The organism is Solibacillus sp. FSL K6-1554, assembly GCF_038005185.1.
Lineage (GTDB): Bacteria > Bacillota > Bacilli > Bacillales_A > Planococcaceae > Solibacillus > Solibacillus silvestris.
The window spans coordinates 108603-130000 of sequence record NZ_JBBOSS010000001.1 but is presented as its reverse complement, the minus strand read 5'-3'; the positions used below and the strand labels follow the sequence as shown (position 1 = coordinate 130000).

16 protein-coding genes, 1 tRNA gene and 3 rRNA genes (1 of these 20 only partly in view) are annotated in these 21398 nt (G+C 42.7%); all 20 read right to left on the bottom strand.

Annotated elements, in window-relative coordinates; all coding sequences use genetic code 11:
* Positions 1-13 (bottom strand) — tRNA-Val (locus MHB58_RS00615) (it extends 63 nt beyond the left edge of the window).
* Positions 14-22: 9 nt separating this feature from the next.
* Positions 23-138: ribosomal RNA gene (gene rrf, locus MHB58_RS00610) — 5S ribosomal RNA — on the bottom strand.
* Positions 139-259: 121 nt separating this feature from the next.
* Positions 260-3188 (bottom strand): 23S ribosomal RNA (locus tag MHB58_RS00605).
* A gap of 234 nt (positions 3189-3422) precedes the next feature.
* Positions 3423-4979: ribosomal RNA gene (locus MHB58_RS00600) — 16S ribosomal RNA — on the bottom strand.
* Together the 16S, 23S and 5S rRNA genes with 1 tRNA gene alongside form the textbook arrangement of a ribosomal RNA operon.
* 566 nt (positions 4980-5545) lie before the next feature.
* Complete coding sequence (lysS, locus tag MHB58_RS00595; RefSeq protein ID WP_340734507.1) at positions 5546-7048, bottom strand: lysine--tRNA ligase; 1503 nt, start codon at positions 7046-7048, stop codon at positions 5546-5548.
* A 174-nt stretch (positions 7049-7222) separates the two neighbouring features.
* Positions 7223-8233 (bottom strand): tRNA dihydrouridine synthase DusB, encoded by a 1011-nt coding sequence (gene dusB, locus MHB58_RS00590; protein ID WP_340734506.1) that lies wholly within the window; start codon positions 8231-8233, stop codon positions 7223-7225.
* 22 nt (positions 8234-8255) lie between these two features.
* On the bottom strand, positions 8256-8459 hold the full coding sequence (locus MHB58_RS00585; RefSeq protein ID WP_008408244.1) for a helix-turn-helix domain-containing protein: 204 nt from the start codon (positions 8457-8459) through the stop codon (positions 8256-8258).
* Positions 8411-8935: a 2-amino-4-hydroxy-6-hydroxymethyldihydropteridine diphosphokinase gene (gene folK / locus MHB58_RS00580; RefSeq protein WP_065216282.1), complete on the bottom strand. Its 525-nt coding sequence runs from the start codon at positions 8933-8935 to the stop codon at positions 8411-8413. The genes MHB58_RS00585 and folK overlap by 49 nt, the downstream gene beginning before the upstream one ends.
* On the bottom strand, positions 8932-9300 hold the full coding sequence (gene folB, locus MHB58_RS00575; RefSeq protein WP_340734505.1) for a dihydroneopterin aldolase: 369 nt from the start codon (positions 9298-9300) through the stop codon (positions 8932-8934). Before folB ends, folK begins: the two co-directional genes overlap by 4 nt.
* A gap of 10 nt (positions 9301-9310) precedes the next feature.
* Complete coding sequence (folP, locus tag MHB58_RS00570) at positions 9311-10171, bottom strand: dihydropteroate synthase (protein WP_340734504.1); 861 nt, start codon at positions 10169-10171, stop codon at positions 9311-9313.
* Positions 10155-11018 carry an aminodeoxychorismate lyase gene (gene pabC / locus MHB58_RS00565; RefSeq protein WP_340734503.1) on the bottom strand — a complete coding sequence of 288 codons (864 nt, stop codon included), beginning with the start codon at positions 11016-11018 and terminating at the stop codon, positions 10155-10157. The genes folP and pabC overlap by 17 nt, the downstream gene beginning before the upstream one ends.
* Positions 11019-11029: 11 nt before the next feature.
* Complete coding sequence (gene pabA / locus MHB58_RS00560; RefSeq protein ID WP_340734502.1) at positions 11030-11599, bottom strand: aminodeoxychorismate/anthranilate synthase component II; 570 nt, start codon at positions 11597-11599, stop codon at positions 11030-11032.
* Positions 11596-13005 (bottom strand): anthranilate synthase component I family protein, encoded by a 1410-nt coding sequence (locus MHB58_RS00555; protein WP_340734501.1) that lies wholly within the window; start codon positions 13003-13005, stop codon positions 11596-11598. Before MHB58_RS00555 ends, pabA begins: the two co-directional genes overlap by 4 nt.
* Positions 13006-13152: 147 nt before the next feature.
* The gene (gene cysK / locus MHB58_RS00550; protein WP_008408251.1) at positions 13153-14088 is read right to left on the bottom strand and encodes a cysteine synthase A; all 936 of its coding nucleotides are present in this window, start codon (positions 14086-14088) and stop codon (positions 13153-13155) included.
* A gap of 219 nt (positions 14089-14307) precedes the next feature.
* On the bottom strand, positions 14308-15282 hold the full coding sequence (locus tag MHB58_RS00545; protein ID WP_339263468.1) for a peptidyl-prolyl cis-trans isomerase: 975 nt from the start codon (positions 15280-15282) through the stop codon (positions 14308-14310).
* Positions 15266-16147 (bottom strand): Hsp33 family molecular chaperone HslO, encoded by an 882-nt coding sequence (gene hslO / locus MHB58_RS00540; RefSeq protein WP_008408253.1) that lies wholly within the window; start codon positions 16145-16147, stop codon positions 15266-15268. The genes MHB58_RS00545 and hslO overlap by 17 nt, the downstream gene beginning before the upstream one ends.
* Before the next feature lie 17 nt (positions 16148-16164).
* Positions 16165-16932 (bottom strand): type III pantothenate kinase, encoded by a 768-nt coding sequence (locus MHB58_RS00535; RefSeq protein ID WP_008408254.1) that lies wholly within the window; start codon positions 16930-16932, stop codon positions 16165-16167.
* Positions 16933-17190: 258 nt separating this feature from the next.
* On the bottom strand, positions 17191-19230 hold the full coding sequence (gene ftsH / locus MHB58_RS00530) for an ATP-dependent zinc metalloprotease FtsH (RefSeq protein WP_008408256.1): 2040 nt from the start codon (positions 19228-19230) through the stop codon (positions 17191-17193).
* 185 nt (positions 19231-19415) lie between these two features.
* Positions 19416-19958, bottom strand: coding sequence for a hypoxanthine phosphoribosyltransferase (gene hpt / locus MHB58_RS00525; protein ID WP_008408259.1), 543 nt, complete (start codon positions 19956-19958; stop codon positions 19416-19418).
* A gap of 32 nt (positions 19959-19990) precedes the next feature.
* On the bottom strand, positions 19991-21397 hold the full coding sequence (tilS, locus tag MHB58_RS00520; protein ID WP_014822289.1) for a tRNA lysidine(34) synthetase TilS: 1407 nt from the start codon (positions 21395-21397) through the stop codon (positions 19991-19993).
* Between the last annotated feature and the right edge of the window lies 1 nt (position 21398).

Below are 21398 nucleotides of genomic sequence, written 5' to 3'. Positions count from 1 at the left end.
GAGCTAATCCTCCAATATTCTAGCGAAGCGACGTCCTACTCTCACAGGGGGAAGCCCCCAACTACCATCGGCGCTAAAGAGCTTAACTTCCGTGTTCGGTATGGGAACGGGTGTGACCTCTTTGCCATCATCACTAGACTATTTTCTTTAAAAGACATTATTCATTATATCATACTTTTTCTATTCGTCAAGTACTTTTTTAATAAATTTCATTCTTTCAAAACCGGATAAACGTTTCATTGAATTTGTGCAATAAAATGTGGTTAAGTCCTCGACCGATTAGTATTCGTCAGCTGCATGCGTCACCGCACTTCCACCTCGAACCTATCTACCTGATCGTCTTTCAGGGGTCTTACTTACTTGCGTAATGGGAAATCTCATCTTGAGGGGGGCTTCATGCTTAGATGCTTTCAGCACTTATCCCGTCCATACATAGCTACCCAGCGATGCCTTTGGCAAGACAACTGGTACACCAGCGGTATGTCCATCCCGGTCCTCTCGTACTAAGGACAGCTCCTCTCAAATTTCCTACGCCCACGACGGATAGGGACCGAACTGTCTCACGACGTTCTGAACCCAGCTCGCGTACCGCTTTAATGGGCGAACAGCCCAACCCTTGGGACCGACTACAGCCCCAGGATGCGATGAGCCGACATCGAGGTGCCAAACCTCCCCGTCGATGTGGACTCTTGGGGGAGATAAGCCTGTTATCCCCGGGGTAGCTTTTATCCGTTGAGCGATGGCCCTTCCATGCGGAACCACCGGATCACTAAGCCCGTCTTTCGACCCTGCTCGACTTGTAGGTCTCGCAGTCAAGCTCCCTTATGCCTTTACACTCTACGAATGATTTCCAACCATTCTGAGGGAACCTTTGGGCGCCTCCGTTACTCTTTAGGAGGCGACCGCCCCAGTCAAACTGTCCGCCTGACACTGTCTCCTACCCCGCTAAGGGGCATGGGTTAGAAGTTCAATACAACCAGGGTAGTATCCCACCGACGCCTCCTTCGAAGCTGGCGCTCCGAGATCTCTGGCTCCTACCTATCCTGTACAAGTTGTACCAAAATTCAATATCAGGCTACAGTAAAGCTCCACGGGGTCTTTCCGTCCTGTCGCGGGTAACCTGCATCTTCACAGGTACTATAATTTCACCGAGTCTCTCGTTGAGACAGTGCCCAGATCGTTACGCCTTTCGTGCGGGTCGGAACTTACCCGACAAGGAATTTCGCTACCTTAGGACCGTTATAGTTACGGCCGCCGTTTACTGGGGCTTCAATTCACAGCTTCGCTTGCGCTAACCGCTCCTCTTAACCTTCCAGCACCGGGCAGGCGTCAGCCCCTATACGTCACCTTACGGTTTTGCAGAGACCTGTGTTTTTGCTAAACAGTCGCCTGGGCCTATTCACTGCGGCTTCTCTAGGCTATGCACCCAAAGAAGCACCCCTTCTCCCGAAGTTACGGGGTCATTTTGCCGAGTTCCTTAACGAGAGTTCTCTCGCACACCTTAGGATTCTCTCCTCGACTACCTGTGTCGGTTTGCGGTACGGGCACCTCTCACCTCGATAGAGGCTTTTCTTGGCAGTGTGAAATCAGGAACTTCGCTCATACGAGCTCGTCATCACAGCTCAACGTTAAAGTATGCGGATTTGCCTACATACACGCCTTACTGCTTGAACACGCGCAACCAACGGCGTGCTTACCCTATCCTACTGCGTCCCCCCATTTCTCAAACGGTGAGGAGGTGGTACAGGAATATCAACCTGTTGTCCATCGCCTACGCCTATCGGCCTCGGCTTAGGTCCCGACTAACCCTGAGCGGACGAGCCTTCCTCAGGAAACCTTAGTCATACGGTGCATGGGATTCTCACCCATGTTTCGCTACTCATACCGGCATTCTCACTTCTAACCGCTCCACCAGTCCTTCCGGTCTGACTTCAACGCTGTTAGAACGCTCTCCTACCACGCATACTCAAAGTATGCATCCACAGCTTCGGTGAATCGTTTAGCCCCGATACATTTTCGGCGCAGCGTCACTCGACCAGTGAGCTATTACGCACTCTTTAAATGATGGCTGCTTCTAAGCCAACATCCTGGTTGTCTAAGCAACGCCACATCCTTTTCCACTTAACGATTACTTGGGGACCTTAGCTGGTGGTCTGGGCTGTTTCCCTCTTGACTACGGATCTTATCACTCGCAGTCTGACTCCCGTGTATAAATATCCGGCATTCGGAGTTTGTCTGAATTCGGTAAAGCGAGATGCCCCCCTAGTCCAAACAGTGCTCTACCTCCGGTATTCTCAATCACGAGGCTAGCCCTAAAGCTATTTCGGAGAGAACCAGCTATCTCCAGGTTCGATTGGAATTTCTCCGCTACCCACACCTCATCCCCGCACTTTTCAACGTGCGTGGGTTCGGGCCTCCAGTGAGTGTTACCTCACCTTCACCCTGGACATGGGTAGATCACCTGGTTTCGGGTCTACGACCACGTACTAATTCGCCCTATTCAGACTCGCTTTCGCTGCGGCTCCGTCTTCTCAACTTAACCTCGCACGTAATCGTAACTCGCCGGTTCATTCTACAAAAGGCACGCTATCACCCATTAACGGGCTCTAACTACTTGTAGGCACACGGTTTCAGGATCTATTTCACTCCCCTTCCGGGGTGCTTTTCACCTTTCCCTCACGGTACTGGTTCACTATCGGTCACTAGGTAGTATTTAGCCTTGGGAGATGGTCCTCCCGGATTCCGACGGAATTTCACGTGTTCCGCCGTACTCAGGATCCACTCTGGAGGGAATAAACTTTTGACTACAGGGCTTTTACCTTGTTTCGCGGACCTTTCCAAGTCGCTTCGTCTAATTCATTCTTTTGTAACTCCGTATAGAGTGTCCTACAACCCCAAAGAGCAAGCTCTTTGGTTTGGGCTCTTCCCGTTTCGCTCGCCGCTACTCAGGGAATCGAATTTTCTTTCTGTTCCTGCAGGTACTTAGATGTTTCAGTTCCCTGCGTCTGTCTTCAACACGCTATGAATTCACGTGAAGATACTATCCGATTAAAGATAGTGGGTTCCCCCATTCGGAAATCCCCGGATCAAAGCTTACTTACAGCTCCCCGAGGCATATCGGTGTTAGTGCCGTCCTTCATCGACTCCTAGTGCCAAGGCATCCACCGTGCGCCCTTATTAACTTAACCAAAAGTTAACACTTAGATCAGAGATCTAAGATTTAAGTTTACACGTCAATTGCTTGACTTGTTTAAAAATCTATAAAATAGAAATTTGATTTATTGCTTTCAATGTCGTTTTATCCAGTTTTCAAAGAACGAAGTGTTTTGAAGTATTTCATTCATTTAAGAATGAACCTTCAAAACTGAACAGCAACCGTTAATGTTTCATTCCCCGAAGGAATGATTCCGAAAAATCCTTAGAAAGGAGGTGATCCAGCCGCACCTTCCGATACGGCTACCTTGTTACGACTTCACCCCAATCATCTATCCCACCTTCGGCGGCTGGCTCCATAAAGGTTACCTCACCGACTTCGGGTGTTACAAACTCTCGTGGTGTGACGGGCGGTGTGTACAAGGCCCGGGAACGTATTCACCGCGGCATGCTGATCCGCGATTACTAGCGATTCCGGCTTCATGTAGGCGAGTTGCAGCCTACAATCCGAACTGAGAACGGTTTTATCGGATTAGCTCCCCCTCGCGGGTTGGCAACCGTTTGTACCGTCCATTGTAGCACGTGTGTAGCCCAGGTCATAAGGGGCATGATGATTTGACGTCATCCCCACCTTCCTCCGGTTTATCACCGGCAGTCTCCTTAGAGTGCCCAACTGAATGATGGCAACTAAGAATAAGGGTTGCGCTCGTTGCGGGACTTAACCCAACATCTCACGACACGAGCTGACGACAACCATGCACCACCTGTCACCGTTGCCCCCGAAGGGGAAACTATGTCTCCATAGTGGTCACCGGGATGTCAAGACCTGGTAAGGTTCTTCGCGTTGCTTCGAATTAAACCACATGCTCCACCGCTTGTGCGGGCCCCCGTCAATTCCTTTGAGTTTCAGTCTTGCGACCGTACTCCCCAGGCGGAGTGCTTAATGCGTTAGCTGCAGCACTGAGGGGCGGAAACCCCCCAACACTTAGCACTCATCGTTTACGGCGTGGACTACCAGGGTATCTAATCCTGTTTGCTCCCCACGCTTTCGCGCCTCAGTGTCAGTTACAGACCAGACAGTCGCCTTCGCCACTGGTGTTCCTCCAAATCTCTACGCATTTCACCGCTACACTTGGAATTCCACTATCCTCTTCTGCACTCAAGTTCCCCAGTTTCCAATGACCCTCCCCGGTTGAGCCGGGGGCTTTCACATCAGACTTAAGGAACCACCTGCGCGCGCTTTACGCCCAATAATTCCGGACAACGCTTGCCACCTACGTATTACCGCGGCTGCTGGCACGTAGTTAGCCGTGGCTTTCTAACAAGGTACCGTCAAGGTAGCGCCAGTTACTACGCTACTTGTTCTTCCCTTGCAACAGAGTTTTACGAACCGAAATCCTTCTTCACTCACGCGGCGTTGCTCCATCAGACTTTCGTCCATTGTGGAAGATTCCCTACTGCTGCCTCCCGTAGGAGTCTGGGCCGTGTCTCAGTCCCAGTGTGGCCGATCACCCTCTCAGGTCGGCTACGCATCGTTGCCTTGGTGAGCCGTTACCTCACCAACTAGCTAATGCGCCGCGGGTCCATCTTATAGTGACAGCCGAAACCGTCTTTCAACTTTCAAACATGTGTTAAAAAGTATTATTCGGTATTAGCCCCGGTTTCCCGGAGTTATCCCAATCTATAAGGTAGGTTACCCACGTGTTACTCACCCGTCCGCCGCTAAAATTTTAAAGGTGCAAGCACCAATAAAATTTCCGCTCGACTTGCATGTATTAGGCACGCCGCCAGCGTTCGTCCTGAGCCAGGATCAAACTCTCCATAAAAGTAGTTTGAAAGCTCATTTGCTTTGCTAGCGATCCAACTTCGTTAGAAGTTGAAATCTATTGTTTGCTTCATTTAAGAAGCTTGTTTCATTAACGTTGCTTGTTCAGTTTTCAAGGTTCATTGCGTTGTCTTTGTGACAACTTTTATATCTTACCATTTTCACGAATCATTTGTCAACAACTTTTTCAAAAAAGTTTCAAACTCATAATCACTGTAAATTCGGTAACTCTTACACTTTACCACTCTAAAGTCGAAAAGTAAAGAACTTTGTAGTTTAGTGCGCCGCGTTTTAGCGACAAGAAATAATATACCACCCCTACAATTATATTGCAATAGTTATTTTAAAAAATATTATATTTTTTTATAATATTTATTGTTTCTCCTATATCCACTCCAATATATAGAAAGGAATGACCATTCTTCCCACAATACATCTGTATAATCCCCCAGTAATAATTTATACGCCGTGACTCCCATCGTTCACCTCTGCCAAGCAGCCACTCTCATCTTCCTATAATAAAGAAAAGAGCCTTGCGAATAGCGCAAGGCCCTAATTAAACTAAACTTATTTTGTTGTATGGCGCATTGTCGGGAATAACAATACATCACGAATTGATGGTGAGTTCGTTAATAACATTACTAAGCGGTCGATACCGATACCTAAACCACCTGTTGGCGGCATACCGTATTCTAATGCTTCGATGAAGTCATTATCCATTTCATGTGCTTCGTCATTTCCTGCCTCTTTTTCGGCCATTTGGGCTTCAAAGCGCTCGCGTTGATCGATTGGATCATTTAATTCTGTGAATGCATTAGCGTGCTCACGACGAACAATGAATAGCTCAAAACGATCTGTGAAGCGTGGATCTTCAGGATTTTTCTTCGCTAACGGAGAAATTTCCACAGGGTGACCTGTTACGAATGTAGGTTGTACTAATGTTTCTTCTACTTTTTGCTCAAAGAATTCATTGATGATGTGACCTACTTCATGTGCATCTTTAATTTCCACGCCGTGTTCAGCAGCATGTTTACGTGCTTCTTCTACAGTCATCGGAGCCCAGAAGTCTACACCCGTTGCTTCTTTAACTGCATCTACCATATGCACACGTTTCCAGCCAACACCTAATTCAATTGTATCTTCACCATATTGTACAGTTGTCGTACCAAGAACATCTTGGGCTACATGTGCAATAAGGTTTTCTGTTAAGTCCATAATATCGTTGTAGTCTGCATACGCTTCATATAATTCAATCATTGTGAATTCCGGGTTGTGACGAGTTGAAATTCCTTCATTACGGAATACACGGCCGATTTCATATACTTTTTCCAAGCCACCAACGATTAAACGTTTTAAATGCAGCTCGATTGCGATACGCATATATAATTCCATATCCAACGCATTGTGGTGTGTAATGAACGGGCGAGCCGCAGCACCACCTGCAATTGTATGCAGCATTGGTGTTTCCACTTCCAAATAACCATTGTTATCTAAATAGTTGCGGATTGCTCGGATGATTTTTGAACGTTGGATAAATGTTGTTTTTGATTCGTCGTTTGTCATTAAGTCTACATAGCGTTGACGGTAGCGTTGTTCTACGTCTGTCAGACCGTGGAATTTATCGGGTAACGGGCGTAACGCTTTTGTTAGGAAAGTGAACTCTGTCGCTTTAACAGACAACTCTCCAACTTGCGTACGGAATACGTTTCCTTTTACCCCTACGATATCACCAAGATCTGCTTTGTTGAACAATTCATATGCTTCTTCACCAATTGCATCTTTACGTACATAAATTTGGATTTGGCCTGCTAAGTCCTGGATATGCGCAAAACCTGCTTTACCTTTACCGCGCTTTGTCATAATACGTCCGGCGATTACTACTTCACGTGGATTTTCTTCTAACTGTTCTTTATTAAATTGCTCATTTTCTGCAATAACTTCGTTCGATAAATGTGTGCGTTCAAAACGGCTGCCGAATGGGTCCATACCGTTTTCACGAATATCTGTCATCTTCTGGCGTCTCACCAAAAGTTGGTCGTTTAATTCTTCGATATTTGACACGTATTTCACTCCTTAATGTTTTTGCGCTCCAAAACGGCACAATAGTCCATAATGTTTCTATTGTACAGTATTTCTTTTGTTGATTCACCTGTTTCGAATTAATTTTAAATATCAGATAATTATGACAGGTGATTTTTCTTTACATAAGAAAAAGGCACCATCGTCTGATGCCTTCAATGATTTTTATACAATTACTGCTTCTTCTTCGTATTCATCTGCAACACTGTTTAGAAGAATACGTAATTCTTGCTCGGTCTCCGTTAAATTGATGGCATTACGGATCTTTCCGTTTCCACGAATACCTTTTAAGTACCATGATGCATGTTTACGCATTTCTCTAACCGCCACTTTTTCACCTTTAAGTGCTTTTAGACGTTCAAAATGCAATAAACAAACATCCATTTTTTCACGAACTGAAGGCTCTGGAATTTGAACACCTGATTCCAAGTATTTTACCGTTTGATAGATCATCCATGGATTTCCTAAAGCAGCACGACCAATCATGACCCCATCTGCCTTTGTATGTTCCAGAATGCGCTTAGCATCTTCCGGTGTTTCCACATCTCCATTTGCGATAAACGGGATGCTAATATTTTTCTTCACTTCGGCTAAAACGTCCCAGTTTGCTTTACCTTCATACATTTGCACACGAGTTCGGCCATGCATCGCGATAGCGGCTGCGCCTGCACGTTCTGCTGCCTGGGCATTTTCCACAGCGAATACACGCTCTTCATCCCAACCAATACGCATTTTTACCGAAACGGGTTTATCAACTGCATCGACAACTGATGAAACCATTTCGTAAATTTTATTCGGATCAAGAAGCCATTTTGCGCCAGCTTCACATTTAATAATTTTGTTTACAGGACAACCCATATTGATATCTATAATGTCGGCTGTTGTATGTTTGTCTACAAATTTCGCCGCCTCTACTAAATTTTCTTTGTCTCCTCCAAAAATTTGCAGCGTCATCGGGTTTTCCCGCTCATCAATATAAAGCATATCCAATGTTTTTTTGTTGCGGGTGTTCAACGCTTTATCGCTGATCATTTCCGCATAGACTAACCCCGCTCCAAACTCTTTTACCGTTAACCGGAAAGCAGAGTTGCAAATTCCTGCCATCGGAGCAAGAACGACCCGGTTATCCATAATAATATCGCCTATTTGGAATGGCTTTTGGTCGATGTTTGACACCTTTTCTGTTCCCTCCACTCGGTTACTCACCTTTTAATTCTTTTATATCTATTTGTAATACATCTGCAATTGTTTGAAGTTGTTCTTCAGAGGGTTTCTTTTCGCCTCGTTCAATTCGCCCTAAAATTGTTACAGATATACCAATATGTTTTGCAAATTCGGTTTGCTGAATTCGTTTTAGTTTTCGAAAGGCACGAATTCTGCGACCGTATTGATTTTCTTCCACAGATTGACGCCTTCTTTCTCTATATCAAGTGCATGTAACGCTTTTTGCACGCCTACAAGCATATCATAATTTTGCGTCATAATCTCTTCTAACGGTACAAGCACAAATGCACGTTCGTACATTCGAGGATGTGGAATTATTAATTTTTCGGTTTCATACAGTTGTTGACCATACAGCAAAATATCCAAATCGATTATTCGTGGTCCCCACCGAAATTCACGGACACGGCCAAGATCATTTTCGATTTTTTGGCACTCCGCAAGAAGCTCAAAGGCATCGAGTTCCGTTTCAAGAGCAACTGCGATATTCAAAAAATCTGCCTGATCTGTATAGCCTACTGCTGCTGTTTCATAAATTGAAGAAATCGCTGTTACAGATATCGCCTCATGTGCGGTGAGCAGCTTTACTGCGTCTTGCAAGTTTTGCTCACGCTCACCTATATTTGTACCGATCGATAAGTACGCTGTCGTCATCATACGAATTGTCCTCTTGTAATTTCAACCGCGACTTCTTTGTAATGTCCCGGAATTGGAGGGTCAGGCTTAATAATTTCGACGCGGCACCCAAAAATCTGACCTTCATATTGCGTTAAAATGCTTGAAGCAACTTTTTGCGCTACTGCTTCAATCAATTTAAACGGCTTCCCTTCAATTACTTCTTTACAAATATCATAAACGCCCACATAGCTAACCGTCTGATCCAGCTCATCCGTCTCACCTGCACGTTTCATATCAACAGCAAGCGAAACATTAGCCCGAAAGCGTTGTCCTAATACGTTTTCTTCCGGTAATACACCGTGATAACCAAAAAACTGCATTTCTTTTAAATGAATATAATCCATTGCAAACTCCTTAATGTCTCGGTGCCAATTCACCTTGTACTTCAAATTTCCCTACAAGCGCATCCATCATCTTCACTGTTCGCGCCACTTCCTTTACATCATGAACACGCATCATATGGCAGCCCTTTTGGACACCAAATGCACAAGTAGCGGCTGTCCCTTCCACTCGGTCATCTACGGGTAGTTCCAAAATCGATCCGATCATACGCTTGCGTGATGTCGCAAGCAATACTGGATAGCCTAATGCAACAAGCTCATCAAGGCGCTGCATCGTTTCAATACTTTCACTTAAACTTTTCACAAAACCGATACCAGGATCAAGGAAAATATGCTCGTCACGTACACCTGCTGCTTTTACAATCGCAATACTTTCCTGCATATCGGCCATATATTCGTTGAAGTAGTTATCGTACTGATCTGACAGTCTGTTATGCATTAAAATAATCGGCACATCGAGTTCTGCCGCGACACTTGCCATTTCCGGATCCGCCTTTGCGCCCCATATATCATTAATAATATGTGCCCCTGCTTCAATTGCAGCACGCGCAACATTTGATTTATACGTATCAATTGAAATAATCGCAGGTACTTCTTTTAAAAGCGCCCGAATTACCGGTACAACACGTGCAATTTCTTCCTCATCTGAAATCCGTGTATAGCCAGGGCGTGTTGATTCCCCGCCAACATCGATAATTTTTGCGCCATCTGCCACCATTTTTTTTGCCTGTGCAACTGCTTTTTCAACTGAATTGAACCTGCCGCCATCCGAAAATGAGTCCGGTGTTACATTTAAAATGCCCATCACGAATGTTTCTTTACGAAAATCCAGTTCGATCCCATTTAATGTGAGTACTTTATAGTTTTCTAACATGACGGTCTCCTAAACACATAACAATTTTTTGTAAATATTTTTGATGCAACTTTTTATAAAGTCTGCCTTCACTGCCCGCAAAGCGTACCTCCCCAATACGGGAAATCGGTACGAGCTCCTGTACAGCTGTTGTAATAAAGCATTCATCCGCCTGTTCCAATTCCCATGCCATAAAGCGGCCTTCTCGTACCGGCATTTGGAGTTCTTCAGCGAGTTGAATGACTTTTTTACGTGTAATCCCCGGTAAAATACCTAAATTAGTAGAAGGCGTATACAGTATACCATCTTTTATCCAAAAGACATTTGACGTAATGCCTTCTGCGATAACACCATTCTGATTGGTAAAGAAACCTTCTTGAGAAGCTAAACTCGGTAACTCTAACCGCGCTCGTACATTATTGCCGTAGTGATGGCTTTTATAGCGGGTCTGCTGTTCCGGAGAGTTACGGGCTGTTTTCAGCCACACCGCTTCTTTTTCTGTCCCGCGTACCATTTCTGGCAGTTCTTTACGAAACAGAATAACGGTCGGTTCGGTATACTCGGAGGGTGCAAGTCCAATTGGATGCACACCGGCTGATACATTTAAACGAAAATACCCTTCTTTGCCGTCCTGTGCATTGAGCTTTTCAATGACCTCTTCTATGTTCTGTAACGTATACGGAAAATGAATACGGTATTCTTTTAATGCTTCAAGCAGACGGCTGAAATGTTCATGCAAATAGACAGCCTTTCCCTCATATGTACGAAATGTTTCAAAAAAACCGAGTCCATATAAAAAACCGTGATCAAACGGAGAAATTTTCAAATCTTGTTCATCGATATACTGTCCATTCATCCAACATAGCATTGCCTTTCCCCCTAACAATACGACTCAATAAATGTGCGTAACAGCTGCTTGCCGTCTTCGGTCATAATTGATTCCGGGTGATATTGAACCCCTTCAATCGGATATTCTTTATGTCGCAGCCCCATAATTTCGCCTTCCGCTGTCCAAGCAGTCACTTCCAGACAGTCCGGTAAAGTTGTCGGTTCTACAATCAGTGAATGGTAGCGTGTTGCAAAAAATGGGTTCGCATTTTTTCTATGCAGACCAATCCCCTTATGAAGAACAGGGGAAGTTTTCCCGTGCATCAATCTCTCAGCACGCACAACATCGCCGCCAAATACTTGTGCAATCGCCTGATGACCTAAGCACACACCTAAAATCGGAAGCTTGCCTGTGAAATGTTCGATGATACGGAGACTTTCTCCGGCATCGTTTGGTGTACACGGCCCTGGTGAGATGACAAGCATCATTGGCCGAAGTTTTTCAATTTCCTCGACCGTAATCTCATCATTGCGCTTTACGACCAATTCATGACCGAATTCACCGAAGTATTGCACTAAGTTATATGTAAACGAATCATAGTTATCAATCATTAAAATCATTTGCTCACCTCTTCTGCCATCGCTTTTGCCTGCCACATTGCCTTCGCTTTATTCATCGATTCAATATACTCGTTTTCCGGTATGGAATCGATGACAATACCGGCACCCGCCTGAATGTACGCAATACCATCTTGAATATACGCTGTACGGATAACGATATTTAGCTCTAAGTCACCTGTGTAGCCAATCCATCCGATTGATCCTGTGTAAAGACCACGGCGTACCGGCTCCAGCTCTTCAATAATTTCCATCGTACGGATTTTCGGTGCCCCTGTAATCGTACCACCGGGGAACATTGCCCGAATGACATCCGCATTTGTTTTTCCTTGTGCAATTTCCCCGCGCACATTCGAAACAATATGCATCACATGCGAGTAATGCTCGATAACCATAAACTCATTTACTTCTACCGTTCCGTATTTGCTTACTCTTCCTAAATCATTGCGCTCTAGATCAACTAACATGACATGTTCTGCACGCTCTTTTTCATGCTCAATCAGTTCATTGGCTAAAGCCACATCCTGTTCTTCCGATGCTCCGCGCGGACGTGTTCCTGCAATTGGTCTTGTTGACAGCTCATTGTTTTTACGTTTTACAAGCAATTCCGGCGAGCCGCTAACAACCGCAAAATCCTCACTTTCAATATAAGCCATATACGGTGAAGGATTAAACGAACGAACTGCCTCATACATCGCAATCGGTGCTGCAGAAAGTTTTTTCGCCTGGCGCACCGACAAGTTCACCTGGAACACATCACCTTGTCCAATATAGTGCTGAATTTTATGTATAGCAGATTCAAATGCATCCCCACTGAAGGAAACTTGTAATTCCGCTTCATCCTGCTGCATGTTTTTAGCTGTTTCCTGATTAAAATGACGCTTTCCCAACCCGGATTCGGCATGCTGTTGCCAATCCGATTGCCATGAAAGTAAATCGACTTCACTAGTAGACAACTTCATCAATGTTACTTCACCTGTTTGGACATTCCGGACTGCCCAATGATCAAACAAATAAAAATAAAGATCCGGTACGTGTAAGTCATCTTCCGCATTATTTGGAAGAACTTCAATCGTGCGAGCATAGTCATACGAAATAAATCCAATTGCTCCACCTTGGAAATCAGGCAGATTCGGATTCGCTTCAAGCTTATACTCTGCGATTACTTTTTCTAATTCCGCCAGTGCCTCACCTGTTTTCAGTTCTGTCTCTCCATTTTTCCACTTCAGTTCCAGACCGTGTTCCACTGACTTTGCTGTTGCAATTGGCTGCCATGCAGCAATTGAAAAATGCCCGCCCCTACCGCTTTCCAGAAATGCACGCTGTTTTTCCATTGCTGTCTGTTCCTGGAAACTATAATAAAACTCATCTTTTGTCATGTAAAATGTATGTGTTTCTAGTTGTTGCATCAATTTACACCTGCTTTACCTTTTTCTTAATTAAACTCGATAACACTTTAAAAATCCATTTTTAACTTAGCAGTTTCTAAGAAAAAAAGCTATTTTACGAGGTTAAACTCGCAAAATAGCTTTTAAAATCACTTAGGTAAAATTTAATTAATCTTCAAATTGGTATAAAGGCGTTGATAAGTAGCGCTCACCGTTTGATGGGATAATTGCTAATACGTTTTTGCCTTTGCCTAAACGTTTTGCTGTTTCGATTGCTGCATAAATTGCTGCACCTGAAGAAATACCAGCTAAAATGCCTTCTTCACGGGCTACTTTACGAGCATATTCGAATGCCGTTTCGTTTTCAACCGGTAATACAGAATCATATACTTCTGTGTTTAATACGTCCGGAATGAAACCTGCACCAATACCTTGAATTTTATGTGGACCAGGGTTACCGCCTGAAAGAATTGGAGAATCTTTAGGTTCAACCGCAATAATTTCAATTTCAGGGAATTTGCTTTTCAGTACTTCACCTGCACCAGTAATTGTACCGCCAGTACCTACACCAGCAACAAATGCATCTAATTTTAAGCCTTCTTGTTCGAATGCTTCCGCAATTTCAGGACCTGTTGTTAAACGGTGAATTTCTGCGTTTGCTTCGTTTTTGAATTGTTGTGGCAAGAAGTAGCCTTCTGATTTTGATAATTCTTCTGCTTTTGCAATTGCACCTTTCATACCTTCTGGGCCTGGTGTTAATACTAAATCAGCACCATAAGCACGTAAAAGGTTGCGACGCTCTAGTGACATAGTTTCTGGCATTACTAAAATCGCTTTATAGCCTTTTGCTGCAGCAATCATCGCTAAACCGATCCCTGTGTTACCAGAAGTTGGCTCGATGATTGTACCGCCTGGCTTTAATGTGCCGTCTTTTTCTGCTGCTTCAACCATTGCTAAAGCTAAACGGTCTTTTACTGAAGAACCTGGGTTAAAGTATTCAAGCTTTACGTAAACTGTACCTTCATTTTCACTTGTTGCATTGTTTAATTTTACGATTGGTGTGCGACCTACTAAGTCCGCCACTGAATTTGCTAATTTACTCATTTTATCCATTCCTCTCCAAATCCCTACCAAATCAATAGGTTTTACTTAATTTGTATCTTATCAATTTTTCATAGTACTTGTCAATTAATTGAAACGAAATTTTTGTAAAATTTCTGACTATTTAGTTTTACTTATTAAATAGGAAAAAGGGCAAAGACAGTTAAAAGTTCCTCTTTCACTTAAACTTCAACTTCTGTCCTGGCCCATATAAATCTGGTGTTAATTTTTAGATTCTCCGTAGATCCATGTTGCATTAAATTCTGCCCAGAAAGCTTCCGGTGTAATGGAAGGCGACAGCTGTTCCAAAGCGAGCTGACGTTTCACATGCCCTTCTACTTCATCAAAGCTGAATGACTGCCCTTCCATGTTCTCAGTAACCTTGACGATTGCATAGCGCCCATCGCTTAATACAAAAGGTTTGGAAGTTTCCTTTTCCTTCAGCTTTTCCACTTCTGGTAAAATGGCAGGATCCACTGCCGATTGACTTGATGAAATAAAGCCAATGTCTCCACCTAAACTTGCCGATGCTGTATCCAATGAATGCTCGCGTGCCAGAACCGCAAAATCAGAGCCGTCCTTCAGCTCTTTTTCCACCCGTTCCGCATCCTCTTTTGAATTCACGATAATGATACTTGTTCGGTGTGTAGTTGGAATATTATAGATCGACTTATTATCTTCGTAATACTTTTTAGCTTCATTCTCTTTTACTACAATATCATTTGTCAGTACTTTATCTAAGATGAGCTGAGCACGCATTTTTTGACGCAGTTGCTCTGGGGATAAACTATGTAGAGTTGAATCATTTGAATCTTGTGCCGAACGTAATAAGGCTATTTCTAAATCAATCTCTTCCTCTTTTACATCGAGTTTATATTTTTCCGCCGCTTTTTCCATAACAGCTTCATTTACTAAACTCTGCAATGTTTCTTTTCCGTAACGGTTTTCCATTTCAGCAAGCCATTGTTGGCGTGTAATTGGATCTCCCTCGACGGCAGCAATTTTTTCGCCGCCGTCTTCTTTCTCTGATGTTGTTTCATCAGATGGGAGTACCCATAACACAAACCAAAATAGATTTCCGATTAACAATAGCAGTAATAACAGCAACGTAGGTTTTGTTTTTAAGCGTCGTTGTGTATACGGTAAATTATTTTGCGGTGGTTGTGGTGTTTTGTGTAAATTACGATTGGATTTCATTCACAAAGCCTTCAAGTTCACTTTTATCGAAGTGATAAGTTTCTAAACAGAAGTGGCATTGCGCTTCTGCTTGGCCATCTTCGTCAATCATTTCCTGAATTTCACCGACACCTAAACCGATAATTGCCGCACCGAAACGCTCTTTTGAACATTGACATTGGAACTGTACAGGCATTGTTGAAAGAATTTGAACATTGCCTTCGCCTAATACTGCTTCTAAAATTTGCTCAGGTGTATATCCTTTTTCAATCATTTTAGAAACAGGCTCAATTGATGATAAATGCTTTTCAATTGCTTCGATTGTTTCTTCTTCACAGCCTGGCATTAATTGAATAATAAAGCCGCCCGCTGCTAAAATTGTATTATCCGGATTTACTAACACACCTAAACCTACTGATGAAGGTACTTGTTCAGATGTAGCGAAGTAATATGTGAAGTCCTCAGCAATTTCTCCTGAGACGATCGGTGTTTGACCTGAGAACATATCACGTAAACCTAAGTCTTTAACAACTGTCAAAGCACCTTCAGAACCGACACCAGCACGTACATCCAGTTTTCCTTGTTCATTTAATTCAAAGTGAACATGTGGATTTGTAACGAAGCCACGCACATCTCCTTTGGCATCTGCATCGATAACCATTGGACCGATTGGACCGTTCCCTTCGATTTTTACGGTAATTTTGTCGTCACCTTTTAACATCGCACCCATCATTACAGATGCTGTCATTGAACGGCCTAACGCAGCAGATACAACAGGCCATGTATTATGACGGCGTTGTGCTTCTCCTACAGTTGCAGTTGTATTTGTTGCAAACGCACGTACCTGTCCGTCATATGCAATTCCTCTTACTAAGTAGTCTTTCATGTTGAAATTCCTCTTTTCTATTGATTTCTTTTATAAATCGTTGCTAGTCCCTTGAGCGTCAAAAACGGATCGACGACATCAATCATCTGGGTTTCATTCGCAATCAATTTTGCTAGTCCCCCAGTTGCAATTACGAGGGGCTCTTCTTTACTTTGCGCTTTCATACGACTGACGATGCCTTCTACTTGTCCTAAAAACCCGTAAAAAACCCCTGCCTGCATAGCAGCTACCGTATTCTTTGCCACAACTTGCGATGTATGGGCAATTTCAATTCGAGGTAGCTTTGCTGCACGTGTATAGAGCGCCTCTGTTGATATGGCAATACCGGGTGCAATGGCGCCCCCTAAATAATCGCCTCGTTCATTAATAAAGCAATACGTAATCGCTGTACCAAAATCGATAATAATCAGTGGTCTCCCACTATATTGCTGTAAAGCGGCAACCGCATTTACAATACGGTCTGCGCCTACTTCACGCGGATTTTCATACTTTATATTCAAGCCTGTTTTTACACCGGGTCCCACAATCAAAGGCTGGATATTGAAATACTTTTTACACATTAATTCAAGTGCAAACATAATAGGTGGCACAACTGAGGATATAATAATCCCTTTTACTTGTTCAAATGAAATGCCTTCATGAGAAAAAAACGCCTTAAATTGCATCGCATATTCATCTTCAGTTTTTCGTATATTTGTCTCTGTCCGCCAATGATGGATAAGTTTATCTTGATCATAAATACCTAAAATGATATTGGAGTTACCCGCATTCATTACTAAAATCACAAGTGGCACCTACTTTTCTTATACTGAAAAAAATCATACCATATTTGGCCATCTACTATACAGTATTCAGTATTTTTAGTCGGCAATCATTCCCTTTCAACTAAAACCTGTTGATCTCCATAGGGGTAAAGGCTTTCCGCTAGAGTCTACCACCCTCCTTTTCAACCAGCTCACCAAATCGCGTTTATTTAAAGGCAAGATTTTAAGAAGAAAAAACTGACTATCTCCTTTTCCCAGGAAATAGTCAGTTGTGTTGTATTATTTTGGACGGTCTTCATCGATGCCTTGCGGGCGATCATCTGACACGTCTTTCGGTAGATCTTCAACTGTTGGTGATTTCTTTTCACCTTGAACATCTTCATTAATCGATGCATTACCAGCCGTTTCAATTGTTGGTGTTGCTTCTTTTTGATCTTTTTGTTGAAGCTCCGATTCTACTACCGCCTCTTCAGGAGGTAATATACCGTGGTCGCGTAAATGTTCGATTTGCTGTGCATTTAACGTTTCTTTATCAATTAACGTATTTGCGATTAAATCTAGTAAGTCACGACGCTCTGTTAAAATACGTTTCGTACGAGCATATTGCTCATCAACGATACGCTGAACTTCTTTATCGATTTCATATGCTACAGTATCAGAGTAGTTTTGATCTGAACCGAAGTCACGACCTAGGAATGGATTACCGCCTTGGTTTGAACCGTATTGAACAGCACCAAGACTATTGCTCATTCCGTATTCTGTAACCATTGCACGCGCAATGCTCGTTACTTTCTGGAAGTCATTATGTGCACCAGTAGATACTTCACCAAGTACAATTTCTTCCGCAACACGTCCGCCTAGTAATCCGGCGATACGGTCTAGTAACTCTTGCTTCGTTGTGAAGAAACGCTCTTCTTTCGGTAACATGATGGCATAACCACCTGCTTGACCACGAGGGACAATCGTTACTTTATGAACAGTATCAGCTTCATCCAATTCAAGACCGACAACTACGTGACCGGCTTCATGGAATGCAACAAGCTTTTTCTCTTTTGGAGAATACACACGGCTTGCTTTTGCAGGACCGGCAATTACGCGGTCAGATGCTTCATCAATATCAGCCATGTTTATTGATTTTTTGTTTTTACGAGCTGCAACTAAAGCTGCTTCGTTTAACAAGTTTTCTAAATCTGCACCTGAGAATCCTGGTGTACGTTGTGCAACAGCAGCTAAATCAACTGTATCTGATAATGGCTTATTGCGAGCATGTACTTTAAGGATTGCTTCACGGCCTTTTACGTCTGGGTGACCAACCGTAATTTGACGGTCGAAACGACCAGGACGTAATAATGCTTTATCTAGAATGTCAGGGCGGTTTGTTGCAGCGATGATAATAATACCTTCGTTTGCACCGAAACCATCCATTTCAACTAGTAATTGGTTTAATGTTTGTTCACGCTCATCGTGACCACCACCAAGACCCGCACCACGTTGACGACCTACCGCATCAATCTCATCGATGAAAATGATACATGGGGCATTTTTCTTAGCGTTTTCAAATAAGTCACGAACACGAGATGCACCGACACCGACAAACATCTCTACGAAATCAGAACCTGAAATCGAGAAGAATGGTACGCCCGCTTCACCGGCAACAGCACGTGCAAGTAATGTTTTACCTGTACCTGGAGGACCTACTAATAGAATCCCCTTCGGAATACGTGCACCGATATCAGTGAATTTACGGTGATCTTTTAAGAAATCTACTACTTCAACAAGTTCTTGTTTCTCTTCGTCGGCACCTGCCACGTCATTGAAACGAACTTTTTTCTTCGTGTCATCAAATAGCTTAGCTTTTGACTTCCCGAAGTTCATCACCTTATTACCGCCACCTTGCGATTGGCTTAGTAAGAAGAAGAATAAAATAATAATGATGACAAATGGAATGATGCTCGTAAGGAATGTTACGAACCCACTTGTTTGTGGTTGTTCTAAAATTTCCACTCCTGGATATTCACCGTTTGCAACTTGTTCTTCAATTTGCAGAATACGGTCTACAGTAGTTTGGTCATTTTGTAAAACGTTTACTGTGAAAGTTTCGCCCTCTTCAGCGCCTTTCATCTGACCTACAATTTTATACACGCCTCTTTCAGGCTGTATATCCATAGAAGCAATCTCATTGCTCTCTAAAGCCTCAAAAAACGCATAGTAATCAAGGTTTTCAGTTGTCTTTTTTCCACCATTAAATGTTCCAAAAATCCCGATAATCACGAGAAATATTAGTAAATAAAATATGGTGTATCGAAATATTCGATTCATCCCCAGCCTCCTCACAACGTTACAGAAAAACTATAAGTAAAATCTTAACATACGTTGAAATTTTCATACAATAAAAAGCACCACACATTTTAAACGTTGAAACGAATTATGACAAAATCCGCTCAATTACTGCTTATGCCTAAATGCTTACCTCAAAATTGAAGGTTTGTACAGTCTAGGAAATATTAAAATGAGTATACTTCGCGTTTTAAAATTCCGATGTAAGGTAAGTTACGATATTTCTCTGCATAATCTAATCCGTAGCCCACAACAAAACCGTCCGGTACTTCGAAGCCTACAACATCTGCATTCAATTCCACTTTACGGCCAGATGGCTTATCCAGTAATGTTACGATTTTAATCGATTTAGCTTTACGGTATTTAAATAAATCCACCAAATAGCTTAATGTTAAACCACTGTCGATAATGTCTTCAATAATAATGACATCGCGACCTTCCACACTTGTATTTAAGTCTTTAAGTATTTTTACTTCCCCAGATGAAACAGTTGCATTTCCATATGAAGTAACATCCATAAAGTCCAGTTCCACATATGAATCGAAACGTTTCATCAGATCCGTCATAAATGGCATTGCACCTTTTAACACTCCGACAGCTAATGGGAACATTTCTTTATATTCCTCTGTCAGTTGAGCGCCAAGCTCTTTAATACGTTCCTGGATTTGTTCTTCTGTAATCATTATTTTTTCGATGTCATTTTGAATCATGAGTAGATTCCTCCTTTTATTTTTCAAACTTTCTAAAGACGTTCATTGCTATCGACAAGAAGCACCATTTCATGCTCCGCCGACTTTACATTAGAAAATTTATTGTTAACGCGTACAGCTACTATCGCTAAAAGGTCATCATTAGCATCGACTAACAACGGCCAACTAGCTCTTTTGGTGAAAGGAATCTTGTCATCAATAAAAATGCGAGATACTTTTTTCTGATGCTGCATACCTTGTAGCAAAATACGATCCCCTTGTTTGGGAGCCCTTACGAATAAAGGAAACGAAACAGATGATGCGGCGAAAAAGTGATGCGGATACTTTTGAAGTAAGTCCTCATCACATTGTGCAAGTTCCCCAATATATATGCGCATCGTTCCAAGCACACACCACTCATTCAAAGCGATTTGTTGATTTGATGTTCGCAAGTTTTGCTGCTTATATTCAAATACAACTTCATCGTATTGTTGACGCGCAATAAAATTCTCCGGTAAATCAAGTGCACGACTTCCATCCGACATTGAGAATAACGTCAAAATCGTCGTGCAAAGTGCGTAGCTTTGAATCGTATTTGAATCGTTATAAAGATAACTTAATAGTATTAAAATGAGCCTTCTTTGTAAAGCAAGTGGCTCTTTTTGTAATTCCGAAACCTTGACTTTATAACAATTTTTATCAACTTTCAGAAAAAGCTTTGAAAAACGCTCTTCTGCAAGCTCCATTAAATACGTATCATCCTCTAAAAGCTGCTGGGCAATGTGGACTGCGTGTCGGGAAACAAGGGGGTTTTCTTCCTTTAAAACTGGTACGACATTGTGACGGAAACGATTGCGGGTATAATCATTCTTTGCATTGCTCGGATCTTCACGGTACAAATGACCTTTACTATGTAAATATTCCCCAATTTCGTCTTTTGTAACCATCAAAAAAGGACGAATTACAGTAAATTGTTGAAATTTACGGGAAGGTAATATGCCTTTTAATCCGTTTAGTGAACTCGCTTTCGTCATGGCCATTAACATTGATTCGAGCTGATCGTCCGCATGATGGGCAGTTACTAATTTTGTAAACTTATGTGTATGCATGACGGTTTCAAAGAAATGATAGCGTTCCTTCCGGCAAATAGCCTGCATGTTTCCGCCTTCTTTTTTTTGGATTTCCGCAATCGGAATCGCACAGCTATAAAAAGGAATAGCCCAGTCTTCACATGCCTGCTCAACAAATTGGCGGTCTTGAGCAGATTGTTCGCCGCGAAGCATATGGTCAACATGCGCAACGGCGAGCTCAATATTAAAATAGTGCTGAAAATGATAAAAAAAAGAAAGAAGCGCCATTGAATCAACGCCTCCTGAACAAGCAATTAATAGTTTATCTCCGCTTTTAATAAGCTGCTGCTCTTTTATATACGCTAAAACTTGATGCTCTAAAGTGTGCATT